The sequence below is a fragment of the Streptomyces sp. NPDC007945 genome (assembly GCF_042958885.1).
Lineage (GTDB): Bacteria > Actinomycetota > Actinomycetes > Streptomycetales > Streptomycetaceae > Streptomyces.
Window position 1 is genome coordinate 182,500 of sequence record NZ_JBIBJV010000008.1, and the last position, 16,169, is coordinate 198,668.

Genomic DNA, 16,169 nt, shown 5'->3' on the forward strand with positions numbered 1-16,169 from the left:
CCACACGCACACCACATCAGGGGGAAAGGACACCATGTCGGGCGAGGAGAAACTCCGCGACTACCTCAAGCGGGCCATCGCGGATGCCCGCGACGCGCGCAGGCGACTGCGCGAAGTGGAGGACAGGCAGCAGGAACCCATCGCGATCGTCGGCATGGCCTGCCGCTACCCGGGCGGGGTCACCTCGCCCGAGGACCTGTGGCGGCTGGTCGCCGACGGCGTGGACGCGGTCTCCGAGTTCCCGGACAACCGAGGCTGGGACGTCGACGCCCTGTACGACCCCGACCCGGAGAGCGTCGGCAAGACCTACGGGCGCGAGGGCGGCTTCCTCCACGACGCCGACCGGTTCGACCCCGAGTTCTTCGGCATGTCGCCGCGCGAGGCCGTGGCCGTCGACCCGCAGCAGCGCCTGCTGCTCCAGACGGCCTGGGAGGCCTTCGAACGGGCCGGCATCGACCCCGAGGACGTCCGCGGCAGCCGCACCGGCGTGTTCACCGGCGTCATGTACAACGACTACGGCTCCCGCCCCCACCTGCCCCCGGAGGGCGTCGAGGGCTACCTGTTCAGCGGCAGCGCCGGCAGCATCGCCTCCGGCCGCCTCGCCTACACGTACGGCCTCGAAGGCCCGGCCGTCACCGTCGACACCGCCTGCTCGTCGTCGCTGGTCGCCCTGCACCTCGCCGCCAACGCCCTGCGGCGCGGCGAGTGCGACCTCGCGCTCGCCGGCGGCGCCACGGTGATGTCCACCCCCGTCGCCTTCATCGAGTTCTCCCGGCTGCGCGGCCTCGCCGCCGACGGCCGCTGCAAGTCGTTCTCGGCGGACGCGGACGGCACCGGCTGGGCGGAGGGCGTCGGCCTGCTGCTCGTGGAGCGCCTGTCCGACGCCGTGCGGAACGGCCACCAGGTCCTCGCGGTGGTGCGGGGTTCGGCCGTCAACCAGGACGGTGCCAGCAACGGCCTCACCGCCCCCAACGGCCCCGCCCAGGAGCGGGTCATCCGCCAGGCCCTGACCGCCGCCGGCCTGTCCGCCGCCGAGGTCGACGCGGTCGAGGCGCACGGCACCGGCACCCGCCTCGGCGACCCCATCGAGGCGCAGGCCATCCTCAACACCTACGGCAGCGACCGCGAGCGCCCCGTCTACCTCGGATCGCTGAAGTCCAACATCGGCCACGCCCAGGCCGCCTCGGGCGTCGGCGGCGTCATCAAGATGGTGGAGGCGATGCGCCACGGCGTGCTGCCCCGCACCCTCCACATCGACGAGCCGACGCCGCACGTCGACTGGGAGAGCGGCGCCGTCGAGCTCCTCGCCGAGGAGACCCCCTGGCCCGAGGCCGACCGGCCCCGCCGCGCCGGTGTCTCGTCCTTCGGCTTCGGCGGCACCAACGCCCACGTCATCATCGAGCAGCCCTCGGCGCCGGCCGCCGAGGACGAGACCACGGAGCAGACCGAACCGGCCGCCCCGGCCGCCCGCGCCGTCGACCTGCCGGTCGTCCCGTGGCCGCTCTCCGGCAAGACGCCCGAGGCCCTGACCGCCCAGGCCCGCAACCTGCTCACCTCCCTGGAGACGGCCGACCCCGCCCCCCGCCCCCTCGACGTCGGTTTCTCGCTGGCGGCCGGGCGTGCGGTGCTGGACCACCGTGCGGTGGTCGTCGGTGACGACCGCGAGGCCCTGCTGGCGGGTCTGCGGGCGCTCGCCGAGGGCGGCACGGCCGCCTCGGTGGCGGTGGGCGCGGGGCGCTCGGGCAAGACGGCGTTCCTGTTCACGGGCCAGGGCGCCCAGCGCGCCGGGATGGGCCTCGAACTGGCCGAGAAGTTCCCGGTGTTCGCCGAGGCCTTCGACGAGACCCTAGGCATCCTCGACGGTCTGCTGAAGGTGTCGCTGCGCGAGGTCATCGCGTCGGGCGAGAACCTGGACCGGACGGGGATGACGCAGCCGGCGTTGTTCGCGGTCGAGGTGGCGTTGTTCCGTCTGGTGGAGTCGTGGGGTGTGCGCCCGGACTTCGTGGCCGGTCACTCGATCGGCGAGCTGGCCGCCGCCCACGTCGCCGGGGTGCTGTCTCTGGAGGATGCCTGCCGTCTGGTGGTGGCGCGTGCGTCGTTGATGGACGCGCTGCCGTCGGGTGGTGCGATGGTGGCGGTTCAGGCGGCGGAGGACGAGGTTCTTCCGCTGCTTGAGGGCCGGGTGGCGGTCGCGGCTGTCAACGGTCCGACGTCCGTGGTCATCTCGGGTGACGAGGACGCGGTCCTCGCGGTGGCGGAGAAGCTCCGTGAGCAGGGCCGTAAGACGAAGCGGCTCACGGTCTCCCACGCGTTCCACTCCCCGCACATGGACGGGATGCTTCAGGAGTTCCGTGCGGAGGCCGCCAAGCTGACGTTCTCCGAGCCTTCGATTCCCGTCGTGTCCACGCTGACCGGTCGCCTCGCGGAGGGCGACGACCTGCGGACGCCCGCCTACTGGGCGGACCAGGTGCGGGGTGCGGTGCGCTTCGCCGACGCCGTCGGCACCCTGGAGGCGGCCGGGGTCGGCGTCTTCCTGGAGCTGGGTCCCGACGGTGTCCTCACCGCCATGGCGGCCGAGTCCGTCCATGAGGGGACGGTCGTCGCGGGTCTGCGGCGTGAGCGTTCCGAGCCGGAGACCCTGGTGGCCGCCCTGGGGCAGCTGCACGCCGCCGGTGTGACGGTCGACTGGGACGCGTACTTCGCCCCGGCGCAGCCGTCCCGGGTCACGCTGCCGACGTACGCGTTCCAGACACAGCGGTACTGGCTGGAGTCCGGCCCGGCCGCTGCGGCGGACAGCAGCGGTCACCCGTTGCTCGGTGCGGCCGTCACCGTCGCCGGCTCCGACGACACCCTCTTCACCAGCCGTATCAACCGCCACACCCACCCGTGGCTCTTCGATCACCGGGTCCTGGACGCCGAACTCTTCCCGGGCACGGGCTTCGTGGAGCTCGCGACGGCGGCGGGCGAGCGTCTCGGCGCCGGCCGCGTCGAGGACCTGACCCTCGCGGCCCCGCTCCTGCTGCCCGCGTCCGGCGCGGTCCAGATCCAGGTCCTCGTCGGCGGCGCGGACGCCTCCGGCCGCCGGAGCGTCGGCGTCTACTCGCGACCCGACGGCGACGACGCCGCGGCCGTACTCCCGTGGGTGGCGCACGCCACGGGCACCCTGGCCCCGGCCGCGACGGAGACCCCCGAGGGGCTGGCCGCGTGGCCGCCCGTCGGAGCCCGGGAGGCCGAACTCGACGGCGTCTACGCGCGCTTGGCGGAGCTCGGCTACGGCTACGGTCCGGTGTTCCAGGGTCTGCGGCGGGTGTGGAAGGGCGAGGGCGAGCTCTTCGCCGAGGTGGCCCTGGGGGAGGAGCAGCGTGCCGACGCGGCCCGCTTCGGCCTGCACCCGGCCCTCCTCGACGCGGCCCTGCACACCCTGCTCCCGGGCGTCGCCGACGCTCAGGGCCAGGAGGGCTTCCCGTTCTCCTGGTCGGGCGTCCAGGTGCACGCCCTCGGCGCGTCGGCGCTGCGCGTACGGCTCCGGCTCACCGGGCCCGAGACGGTCGCGTTGACCGTCGCCGACGCCTCGGGCGCGCCCGTGGCCACCGTCGACGAGCTGGCGCTGCGCCCCCTCTCCCGGGAGGCCCTGCGCGCCGCGGCGACCCAGGTCCGCGACGGCCTGTACGCCGTCACGTGGACCTCCCTGCCCGCCCCCACAGGCGAACTCGCCCTGCCCGCCGACCGCTTCGAGCTTCCCTCGGACGCCTCGGACCTGTCGGCGCCGGCCGCGCTGCCGACGGTGCCGGGCGTGGTCGTGCTGCCGCTGACGTCCGGTGGCGCGGTGTCCGGCGAGGCGGCGCGCGGCGCCGTGGCCCGGGTGCTCGGCGTGGTCCGTTCCTGGCTGGCCGAGGAGCGGTTCGCGGACGGGCGGCTCGTCGTCGTGACGCGTGGTGCGGTGTCCGTCGGTGGTGGGGATGTGTCGGATCTGCTGCACGCGGGTGTGTGGGGTCTGGTGCGTTCGGCGCAGACCGAGAACCCGGGGCGGATCGTGCTGGTCGACCTGGACCCGGCCGAGGCGGCCGACGCCACTGATCGCGTCCTCGCCGCGGCCCTGGCGACCGGCGAACCGCAGGTCGCGGTCCGGTCCGGGTCGCTTCTCGTGCCCCGGTTGGCGCGTGCCCAGGCGGGCGCCGACTCGGACGCCGGGTCCGCTCCTCGCTGGGACGCGGGGACGGTGTTGATCACGGGTGCGACGGGTGCGCTGGGTGCGGTCCTGGCGCGGCATGTGGTGGCCGAGCACGGTGCGCGGCATCTGCTGCTGGTCAGCCGTCGGGGTGAGAGTGCGCCGGGTGCGGCGGAGTTGCGTGCGGAGTTGGAGGAGGCCGGTGCGTCGGTGACGGTCGCGGCGTGCGACGTGACGGACCGGGAGGCGCTGGCCGCACTGCTGGCCGCGATTCCGGCCGAGCAGCCGCTGACCGCCGTCGTCCACACCGCCGGCGTCCTCGACGACGGGCTCATCGGCTCGCTGACCGCCGAGCGCCTCGACGCCGTGCTGCGGCCGAAGGTGGACGCGGCGTGGAATCTCCACGAGCTCACCCGCGACCTGGACCTCACCGCCTTCGTCCTCTACTCCTCGATCGCGGGCCTCCTCGGCACCGCGGGGCAGGCGAACTACAGCGCGGGCAACACCTTCCTGGACGCCCTGGCGGCGCACCGCCGGGCCCAGGGCCTGCCGGGCCTGTCGCTGGCCTGGGGCCTGTGGGCGGAGAGCAGCGAGCTCTCCGGCGGTCTTTCGGACATCGACCTCCAGCGCATGGCGCGCTCCGGTCTGCTGCCGCTGCGCACGGCCGAGGCGATGGAGCTCTTCGACGCGGCCCCCGCCACCGGCGAGGCCGTCCTCGCCGTCAACCGCATCGACCTCGCCGCGCTGCGCGGCGGGAGCGGCGACCAGCCGCTGCCGATGCTGCGGGCCCTCGTCCCGGCCGCGCCCCGCCGCGCCGGTTCCGCGGGCCACGGCGACGCCGCCCTGGCGGAGCGGCTCGCGCCGCTGACGCCGGCGCAGCGCGACGCGGCCCTGCTCGACCTGGTGCGGGCGCAGGTCGCCGGTGTGCTGGGGCACGCCGACCCGTCGGCGATCGACGCCGACCGGGCGTTCCAGGAGCTGGGCTTCGACTCGCTGACCGCCGTCGAGCTCCGCAACCGCCTCAACACCGCTTCCGGGCTGCGCCTGTCGACCACGCTGGTCTTCGACCACCCGAACCCCGGGGCCCTCGCCGCGCACCTGCGCGACCAGCTCGGCCTCGACGCGGACACCCCGGCCGCCGCGGCCGTGGCGGCGCCCACCGCCGTCACGGCGGACGAACCGATCGCGATCGTCGGCATGGCCTGCCGCTACCCGGGCGGGGTCACTTCGCCCGAGGACCTGTGGCGGCTCGTGGCCGACGGCGTGGACGCGGTCTCTGAGTTCCCGGACAACCGCGGCTGGGACGTCGAATCGCTGTACGACCCCGATCCGGAGAGCGTCGGCAAGACGTACACGCGCCACGGCGGCTTCCTGTACGACGCCGACCGGTTCGACCCGGAGTTCTTCGGCATGTCGCCGCGCGAGGCCCTGGCCACCGACCCGCAGCAGCGCCTGCTGCTCCAGACCGCGTGGGAGGCCTTCGAGAACGCGGGCGTGGACCCCGGCTCCCTGCGCGGCAGCCGCACCGGTGTCTACACCGGCGTCATGTACCACGACTACGGCGCCGGGGCCGCGCACATCCCCGACGACCTGGAGGGGTACCGCGCCGCCGGCATCGCGGGCAGCGTGGCCTCCGGCCGCGTCTCGTACACCCTCGGTCTGGAGGGTCCGGCCGTCACGGTCGACACCGCCTGCTCGTCGTCGCTGGTCGCCCTGCACCTCGCCGCCAACGCGCTGCGCAGCGGCGAGTGCGACCTCGCGCTCGCCGGTGGTGCGACCGTGATGTCCACCCCGCTGACGTACGTGGAGTTCTCGCGTCAGCGCGGGCTCTCGCCCGACGGCCGCTGCCGGTCGTTCTCGGCGGACGCGGACGGCACCGGCTGGGCGGAGGGCGTCGGCCTGCTGCTCGTGGAGCGCCTGTCCGACGCCGTGCGGAACGGCCACCAGGTCCTCGCGGTGGTGCGGGGTTCGGCCGTCAACCAGGACGGTGCGAGCAACGGCCTGACCGCTCCGAACGGTCCCTCGCAGGAGCGGGTCATCCGCCGGGCCCTCGCCGCCGCCGGCCTGTCGACCGCCGACGTGGACGCGGTCGAGGCGCACGGCACCGGCACCCGCCTCGGTGACCCCATCGAGGCGCAGGCCCTGCTCAACACCTATGGCCAGGACCGGCCCGAGGACCGGCCGCTCTACCTGGGCTCGCTGAAGTCGAACATCGGCCACTCCCAGGCCGCCGCCGGCGTCGGCAGCATGATCAAGATGATCGAGGCGATGCGCCACGGCGTGCTGCCCCGCACCCTCCACGTCGGTGAGCCGACGCCGCACGTCGACTGGGAGACGGGCGCCGTGGAACTCCTCTCGGAGGAGATCCCGTGGCCCGAGGCCGGCCGGCCCCGCCGCGCCGCCGTCTCGTCCTTCGGCATCAGCGGCACCAACGCCCACGTCATCATCGAGGAGCCCCCGGCCGCCGCCCAGGAGAGCGCACGGGACGACCGTCCGGCCGCGGACCTGTCCGTGGTGCCGTGGACCGTGTCCGGCCGTACCGCCCAGGCCCTCCAGGACCAGGCGGCACGCCTCGCCGCGTTCGTCGAGGCCGACCCCGACCTGCGTCCGGCCGACGTCGGTTTCTCGTTGGCGGCCGGGCGTGCGGTGCTGGACCACCGTGCGGTGGTCGTCGGTGACGACCGCGAGGCCCTGCTGGCGGGTCTGCGGGCGCTCGCCGAGGGCGGCTCGGCCGCCTCGGTGGCGGTGGGCGCGGGCCGCTCGGGCAAGACGGCGTTCCTGTTCACGGGCCAGGGCGCCCAGCGCGCCGGGATGGGCCTCGAACTGGCTGAGGCGTTCCCGGAGTTCGCGGAGGCCTTCGGCCACGTCATCGGCGTGCTGGACGGTCTGCTGAAGGTGTCGCTGCGTGAGGTCATCGCGTCGGGCGAGAACCTGGACCGGACGGGGATGACGCAGCCGGCGTTGTTCGCGGTCGAGGTCGCCCTCTACCGTCTGGTGGAGTCGTGGGGTGTGCGTCCGGACTTCGTGGCCGGTCACTCGATCGGCGAGCTGGCGGCCGCCCACGTCGCCGGGGTGCTGTCTCTGGAGGATGCCTGCCGTCTGGTGGTGGCGCGTGCGTCGTTGATGGACGCGTTGCCGTCGGGTGGTGCGATGGTGGCGGTTCAGGCGGCGGAGGACGAGGTTCTTCCGCTGCTTGAGGGCCGGGTGGCGGTCGCGGCCGTCAACGGTCCGACGTCGGTCGTGATCTCCGGTGACGAGGACGCGGTCCTGGCGGTGGCGGAGAAGCTCCGTGAGCAGGGCCGTAAGACGAAGCGGCTCACGGTCTCGCACGCGTTCCACTCTCCGCTCATGGACGGCATGCTCGACGACTTCCGTACGGAAGCGGCGAAGCTCGCTTATGCCGAGCCGGTCATCCCGGTCGTCTCCACGCTGACCGGGCGCCTCGCGGAGGGTGACGACCTGCGGACGCCCGCCTACTGGGCCGACCAGGTGCGGGGCGCGGTGCGCTTCGCCGACGCCGTCGGCACCCTGGAGGCCGCCGGGGTCGGCGTCTTCCTGGAGCTGGGTCCCGACGGTGTCCTCACCGCCATGGCGGCCGAGTCCGTCCAGGAGGCGACGGTCGTCGCGGGTCTGCGGCGTGAGCGTTCCGAGCCGGAGACCCTGGTGGCCGCCCTGGGGCAGCTGCACGCCGCCGGTGTGGCGGTCGACTGGGACGCGTACTTCGCCCCGGCGCAGCCGTCCCGGGTCGCGCTGCCGACGTACGCGTTCCAGACGCAGCGGTACTGGCTGGAGTCCGGGCCGGCCACTGCGGCGGACAGCAGTGGTCACCCGTTGCTCGGTGCGGCCGTCACCGTCGCCGGCTCCGACGACACCCTCTTCACCAGCCGCATCAACCGCCACACCCACCCCTGGGTGGAGCGTCACGCGGTCGGGGACGCGGTCGTCCTCTCCGCCGGCTCGTTCGTCGAGCTGCTGATCCGCGCCGGTGACGAGCTGGGCGCGGACACCCTCCACGGGCTCGCCCTGCACGCGCCGCTGGTGCTGCCCGCCGCCGGCGACGTACAGCTCCAGGTCCGCGTGGGCGGGCCGGACGAGGCCGGACTGCGGCCGTTCGCCGTGCACGCCAGGGCCGACCGGCCCGGCGCGGAGTGGACCCTGCACGCCGACGGCACCCTGGGCGACGCCGCACCGGACGCGGAGACCGAGGTACCCGCTGCCGGGGCGTCCGCCCCCGAGGTGGCACTCGCGGACGAACTCGCGGCCGACGCCGCACGGTTCGGCCTGCACCCGGAGCTGATCGACGGGGCGCTGCTCCGGCATCCGTTCCCGCAGCCGGCGGAGGCGGACGGGGTGCTCGTGCCCGTCGCCTGGAGCGGCGTCCGGCTGCACGCCACCGGCGCCACCGCCGTACGCGCCCACCTCACCGCGACCGGTTCCGGGGCCGACGCGCCGACGGCCGCGCTCCTGCTGACCGACGCCGCCGGTCAGCCGGTGCTCACCGCCGGCTCCGTCACCTTCCGGGAGATCCCGTACGAGGCGTTCGCCGCGCCGGTCCGGGACGGCGACGGCGAGGAGACGGCGCCGAGGGAGACCGCCAGGGCCTCCCGGCGTGCCGCCGTGTCCCAGGCCGCGCCCGCCGAGTCGCTCGCCGACCGGCTCGCCGGGCTCGACGACGAGGCGCGCTCCCGCACCGTGCTCGCCCTGGTGCGGAGCAAGGTCGCGGAGGTCCTCGGCCACTCCGACCCGGACGCCGTCGAGCAGACGCGGGCCTTCCAGGAACTGGGCTTCGACTCGCTGACCGCCGTCGACCTGCGGAACCGGCTCAGTGCCGCGGCCGGGATGAAGCTGCCGGCCACGCTGGTCTTCGACCACCCGACGCCCGCCGCGCTCGCGGCGGGACTGCTGGAGCTCGTGACGACGGGCACCTCCGGCAGCGGCGCGGTGCTCGACGAACTCGACCGCGTGGAGGCCGGGTTCGGTGCGATCGCCGACGACGAGGAGGCCCGTGCGGCGGTCTCGGCGCGGCTCATGGAGCTCCTGGAGAGCCTCGGCGCCCCCGTCGCGTTCGCCGCGGCCGCCCCGGAGGCGGCGGCCCCGGACGAGGACGGGACGGACCTGGCCGAGCGGCTCGGATCGGCCTCGGCCGAGGACCTGTTCGCCTTCATCGACAGCGAGCTGGGCGGTGACCCCGTGAACTGACGGTCCCGCGCCACCGACGTCCCCTTCCCTTCGCAGTTCCCCGGGTGCCACGCGGCACCCGGGGCCACCGAGGAGAGATTCACGCATGTCCACCAAGCCCAGCACACCCCCCGCCCCCAAGGCGTCCGGCGGTCCCGCCGCGCCGAACGAAGAGAAGCTCGTCGAGTACCTGAAGCGCGTCACCGTCGAACTCCAGCAGGCCCGCCGCCGGGTCGCGGAGCTGGAGGCGGCCGACGACGACCCGATCGTCATCGTCGGCATGGCCTGCCGCTACCCCGGCGGCATCGCGTCCGCCGACGACCTGTGGCAGCTCGTCGCCGAGGGCCGCGACGCCATCACCCCCTGGCCCGTCGACCGCGGCTGGGACGTCGACGGCCTGTACGACCCGGAGCCCGGCAAGCCCGGGAAGTCGTACACGAAGGAGGGCGGCTTCCTCGACGGGGCCACCCGCTTCGACGCCGGCTTCTTCGGGATCTCCCCGCGCGAGGCGCTCGCCATGGACCCGCAGCACCGGGTGCTCCTGGAGACCGCCTGGGAGACGTTCGAGCACGCGGGCATCGACCCGACCACCCTCAAGGGCAGCCGCACGGGCGTCTTCGTGGGCGTCGTGGAGCAGAGCTACCTGGAACTCGACGGCCCCGAAGAGTTCGAGGGCTATCTGATGACCAGCAAGCTCAGCAGCGTCGCCTCCGGCCGCGTCTCCTACTTCCTCGGCCTGGAGGGGCCCGCCGTCTCCCTCGACACGGCCTGCTCGTCGTCGCTGGTCGCCCTGCACCTCGCGGTCAGCGCGGTCCGCAGCGGCGAGTGCACCCTCGCCCTCGCGGGCGGCACCACCGTCAACGGCCACCCGGGCGGCTTCGTCGACTTCTCCCGGCAGAGCGGCCTCGCCGTCGACGGCCGCTGCAAGTCCTTCGCGGCCTCCGCCGACGGCACCGGCTGGTCCGAGGGCGTCGGCCTCATCCTGGTCGAGCGGCTGTCCGACGCCAGGAAGAACGGCCACCAGGTCCTCGCCGTCGTCCGCAGCACCGCCGTCAACCAGGACGGCGCCAGCAACGGCATCACCGCGCCCAACGGCCCCTCCCAGGAGCGGGTCATCCGCCAGGCCCTGACCGGCGCCGGGCTCGGCAGCGGCGACGTCGACATCGTCGAGGCCCACGGCACCGGCACCCGCCTCGGCGACCCCATCGAGGCGCAGGCCCTCCTCAACACCTACGGCCAGAACCGGCCCAAGAGCCGCCCGCTCTACCTCGGCTCGTTCAAGTCGAACATCGGCCACACCGTGGCCGCGGCCGGCGTCGGCGGCATCATCAAGATGGTGCAGGCGCTGCGCCACGGCGTGATGCCGCAGACCCTGCACGTCGACCGCCCCACCCCGATGGTCGACTGGGAGTCGGGGGCCGTCGAGCTCCTCACCGAGGCCCGCCCCTGGCCGGAGCTGAACCGGCCCCGCCGCGCCGGCGTCTCCTCCTTCGGCGTGAGCGGCACCAACGCCCACGTCATCCTGGAGCAGCCCCCGGCCGAGGCGCCCGCCCCGGCCGCCGAGGCCGACGGCGACACCGGCACCGCCCCCGCCGCGACGGCGCTGCCCGTCGTCCCGTGGGCGCTGTCCGCGCGCACCCGCGACGCCCTGCGCGGCCAGGCCCGCAGGCTCCTCGACCACCTGGAGAAGAACGACGACGTCCGCGCCCTCGACGTCGCCTACACCCTCGCCGTGCACCGCGCGGCGCTCCCCGAGCGGGCCGTGATCGTCGGCGCCGACCGCGACGGCCTCCTGGACCGGCTGCGGGCCCTCGCCGACGACCAGCCCGCCGCCGGCCTGGTCCGCGGCGCCGCCGGGACGGCCGGACGCACCGCGTTCCTGTTCCCCGGGCAGGGCTCCCAGTGGATCGGCATGGCCGTCGAACTCCTCGACACCGCGCCGGTCTTCGCCCGCTCCATCGCCGACTGCGGCGCCGCGCTCGCCGAGTTCTGCGACTGGTCCCTGGAGGACGTGCTGCGGGGCGCGGACGGCGCGCCCGACATCGAGCGCGTCGACGTCATCCAGCCCGTCCTGTGGTCCGTGATGGTCTCCCTGGCCGCGCTCTGGCGCCACCACGGCGTGCGTCCGGACGTCGTCGTCGGCCACTCCCAGGGCGAGATCGCCGCCGCCACCGTGGCGGGCGTCCTCACGCTCCAGGACGGCGCCCGGGTCGTCGCCCTGCGCAGCCAGGCCATCGGCCGGGTCCTCGCGGGCCTCGGCGGCATGGTGTCCGTGGCGCTCGGCGCCGACCGGGTGCGGGAGCTCATCGAGCCGTGGGAGGGCCGCATCCAGCTGGCCGCCGTCAACGGGCCCGCCAGCGTCGTCGTCGCCGGTGAGACCGACGCCCTCGACGCGTTCCTGGAGCAGGCGAAGGCCGCCGGCGAGCGGGTCCGCCGCATCGACGTCGACTACGCCTCCCACTCCGCGTACGTCGAACTCCTCGAAGAGGAACTGGCCGGGCTGCTCGCGCCGGTCAGCCCGCGCCCCGCGGAGATACCGTTCCTGTCCACGGTCACCGGCACCTGGGCCGAGGGCACCGAGATGGACGGCGGCTACTGGTACCGCAACCTGCGCCAGACCGTCCAGCTCGACACCGCCGTCCGCCGCCTCCTCGGCGAGGACTGGACCACCTTCGTGGAGTGCAGCCCCCACCCCGTCCTCGCCGCCGGCATCCAGGGCACCATCGACGACACCGGCCGCGACGCCGTCTTCATCGGCTCCCTGCGCCGCGACGAGGGCGGCCTGGAGCGCTTCTGGACCTCCCTCGGCGAGGCCCAGGTCCGCGGCGCGGGACCCGACTGGGCGAAGGTCTTCGAAGGCACCGGCGCCCGCCGCGTCCAGCTGCCGACGTACGCCTTCCAGCAGGACCGCTACTGGTACGAGGCGGGCAGCGGCACCCTCGACGCGCAGGGCCTCGGACTCGGCGCGACCGGGCACCCGCTGCTCGGCGCCGCCGTCACCGTCGCCGGCTCCGACGAGACCCTGTTCACCAGCCGTCTCTCGCTGCGCACCCACCCCTGGCTCGCCACCCGCACCCTGCACGGCGCGCCCGTCCTCGACGTCGCCGCGCTCGCCGAACTGGCGGCCAGGGCCGGCGACGAGTTCGGCGCCACCACCGTCGACGAGCTCACCCTCGACAACCCGGTCGTCCTGCCGGAGGGCGAAGGCGTCCACGTGCAGGTCGCGGTCGGCGCGCCCGACGCGGACGGACGCCGCTCCGTCACCGTGCACGCCCGCCCCGAGCGCGGCGACCTGCCGTGGACGCCGCTCGGCCGCGGCCTGCTGAGCGTCCGCGCCGCCGGGGCCCCGTTCGACCTGGCGGCCTGGCCGCCGGAGGGCGCCGTGCCGCACGCCGAGCGCGGCCCGGAGAGCGGACCGGAGCCCGCCGCGGACGCGGCGCCCGAGGCCGAGCCCGTGACCGTGTGGCGCACCGGGGACGGCTCGCTCCACGCCGAACTGCGCCTGCCCGAGCGGGAGGTCTCCGGCGCCGCCACGCACCTCCTCCACCCGGTGCTGCTCGCCTCCGCGCTCGGCATCGCCGACCCCACCTGGGGGCAGGACCGGTCCGGGCCCGCGTGGACGGCCGACCGGCTCACCGGCTTCCGGGTGCACGCCACCGGCGCCGCCGCCGTCCGGGCCCGCCTCACCCCGCTGCCCGACGGCGCGTACGGTCTGCGGCTCGCCGACCGCAGCGGGCAGCCCGTCGCCTCCGCCGAGTCCGTGCGGTTCCGCCCCGTCCCCGCCGAGGAGATCGGCCGCGGCCGTGTCCGCGCCGCCGACGCCCTCTTCCGGATCGGCTGGAATCCGCTCGCCCTGCCCACCGGCCAGGCCGACCCGGCCGCCCTGACCTGGGGCGTCCTCGCCGACGGCGCCGGCCGCGACGGACAGGACCCGAAGCCGTACGGGGCCGGGACCGCGGGCCGGCCGTACACCGGCCCGGCCGACGTCGCCGCCGCCCTGGACTCCGGGACCCGCCTCGACGCGGTCCTGCTGCCCTGGACCAGCCCCGAGGCCGCGTCCCCGGCCGAGGCCGCGCACCTCGCCGCGCACCGCGTCCTGGAGCTCGCCCAGCGCTGGCTCGCCGACGAGCGGCTGGCCGGCACCCCGCTGGTCGTCGCCACCCGCGGCGCCCTCGCCACCGCGGCCGTCCCGGCCGCCGCGGGCGACGCCGTGCCCGACCTCGCCGCCGGCGCCGTGTGGGGCCTGCTGCGCTCCGCCCAGTCCGAGGCGCCCGGCCGGATCGTCCTCGTCGACACCGACGAGGACGAGGTGCCCGCGGAGCTCCTCGACGTCCTCGTACGGTCCGGGGAGGCGCAGGCCGCGGTCCGCGCCGGCACGGTGCTGCTGCCGCGCCTGACCCGCGCCGAGGACTCCGGCCCGGCCACCGGGGAGTGGCGTGCCGACGGCACCGTCCTGATCACCGGCGGCACCGGCACCCTCGGCGCGCTCTTCGCCCGCCACCTCGCCCGGGTCCACGGCGTCCGGCACCTGCTGCTCACCAGCCGCCGCGGCGCCGACGCCGCCGGCGCCGAGGAACTCGCCGCCGAACTGCGCGAGTCCGGCACGGAGGTGACGATCGCCGCGTGCGACGCCGCCGACCGGGACGCGCTCGCCGCCGTCCTCGCCGCCGTCCCCGCCGACCGGCCCCTGACCGGGGTGGTGCACCTCGCCGGTGTCCTCGACGACGGACTCCTCGCCGACCAGACGCCCGAGCGGATCGACCGGGTGCTGCGGCCGAAGGCCGACGCCGCCTGGAACCTGCACGACCTGACCCGCGACCTCGACCTGTCGGCGTTCGTGCTGTTCTCCTCGCTCGCCGGCGTCATCGGCGGCGCGGGCCAGTCCAACTACGCCGCCGCCAACGCGTTCCTCGACTCGCTCGCCCAGCACCGGACCGCCCGCGGCCTGCCGGCGACCTCCGTCGCCTGGGGCCTGTGGGCGCAGGCCAGCGGCATGACCGGCGACCTCGACGAGGCCGACCTCCAGCGCATCGCGCGGGCCGGTTTCCGCCCCGTCACCTCCGAGCAGGGCCCGGCGATCCTCGACACGGCGCTGGGCCTCGGCAGCCCCGCCCTGGTCGCCACCCCGCTGGACATCACCGCCCTGCGGGAGAAGGCCGCCCAGGCGCCGCTGCTCCTCACCGCCCTGGCCAAGGCCCCGGGCCGGCCCACGGCCCGCAACAGCGCCGTCGCCGCCGGAGACCCCGCGGAGGTCCTCGCGGGCCTCCCCGAGGAGCGGCGCCTCGGCTACCTCGTCGACCTGCTCCGGGCCGAGATCGGGGCCGTCATCGGGCACGCCGACCCCAGCGCCATCCCGCTGGACCTGCCGTTCCCCGGCCTCGGCTTCGACTCGCTGACGTCCGTGGAACTCCGCAACCGGATCAGCGCCGTCACCGGCCGCCGGCTGCCCGCCTCCCTGGTCTTCGACCACCCGACCCCGGCGGCGCTCGCCGCGCACCTGTGCGCGATGCTCCTCGACGGGGCCGGGACCGCGACCGCGGAGGAGACGGACTTCGCGGCCGACACGGAGCTGCCGGACGACATCGTCCCCGCCGCCGAGGTCGTGCGCTCCGCCGACGACCCGTCGGAGGTGCTGCTCACCGGCGGCACCGGCTTCCTCGGCGCCTTCCTCCTGCGCGACCTGCTGCGCACCACCCGGGCCACCGTGCACGTCCTGGTCCGCGGCGCCGACGAGGAAGACGCCCACGCCCGGCTCCGCGCCAACCTGGAGTGGTACCGGCTCTGGCCGGAGATCGACCGGGAGCGGGTGCGGGTCCACGTCGGCGACCTGGGCCGGCCCCGGCTGGGCCTCGGCGAGGAGGAGTACGAGCACCTCGCCCGTACCGTCGACGCGGTCTACCACCCCGGCGCCTCGGTGAACTGGATCCACCCCTACGCCCGGCTGCGGGAGGCCAACGTCGGCGGCACCGTGGAGCTGATGCGGCTCGCCGCCAAGCACCGCAGCGTGCCCCTGCACTACGTCTCCACCACCGGCGTGTTCTCCGGCGCCACCGGCGACGGCCGGGCCCTGCGGCCCACCGACCCGGTCGGCACGCCCGAGTCGATGCCCACCGGCTACGTGCAGACCAAGTGGGTGTGCGAGCAGCTGGCCAAGCGGGCCGTGGAGCGCGGACTGCCCGTCACCGTCCACCGCGTCGACGTCATCTCCGGCGACCAGGCCCACGGCGCCTGCCAGACCAAGGACTTCGTCTGGCTCAGCCTGAAGGGCCTGCTCCAGGCGGGGGCCGTCCCCAAGGGCCTGGCCGGGCCGCTGCACCTGATGCCGGTGGACTACGTCAGCGCGGCCATCGTCGCCATCTCCACCCGGGAGGAGAACACCGGGCGCACCTTCCACCTGTACAACCCGGCCGAGTTCAGCTTCGCCGAGGCCGCCGAGCTGCTGCGCGCCGCCGGTCACCGCCTCGACGAGTACGACCGGGACACCTGGCTGGAGAAGGTGACGGCCGACCGCGACAACGCCATGGTGCCGCTCCTCGACGCCTTCGAGATGGTGATGACCGACAACGAGGGCTTCTACCCCCCGATGGACGTCACGGACACCGTCGAGGCGCTGGAGGGCACCGGCGTGGAGTGCCCGCCCGTCACCGCCGAACTCTTCGCCCGCTACGTCGAGTTCTTCGTCTCCACCGGCTACTTCCCGCGGCCGGAGAACGACCGCGTCCTGGAAGCGGTCTGACCCGCCCCGCCACCCCTGACGCCGGCCCGGCCGGCGAACACACCCGGCGCGCCCGGTCTCCCGTCCACCGCGGACGGGGGGCCGGGC

The 16,169-nt window shown here is 75.2% G+C and carries 1 protein-coding gene and 1 pseudogene; both read left to right on the forward strand.

Annotation, left to right across the window (positions count from 1 at the left end; all coding sequences use genetic code 11):
• Window positions 1-73: 73 nt before the first annotated feature.
• Window positions 74-9,367: pseudogene (locus ACFZCF_RS25020) on the forward strand (type I polyketide synthase); the annotation flags it as partial.
• Between the two features lie 169 nt (window positions 9,368-9,536).
• Window positions 9,537-16,082: a thioester reductase domain-containing protein gene (locus tag ACFZCF_RS25025; RefSeq protein ID WP_391289077.1), complete on the forward strand. Its 6,546-nt coding sequence runs from the start codon at window positions 9,537-9,539 to the stop codon at window positions 16,080-16,082.
• Window positions 16,083-16,169: the final 87 nt, after the last annotated feature.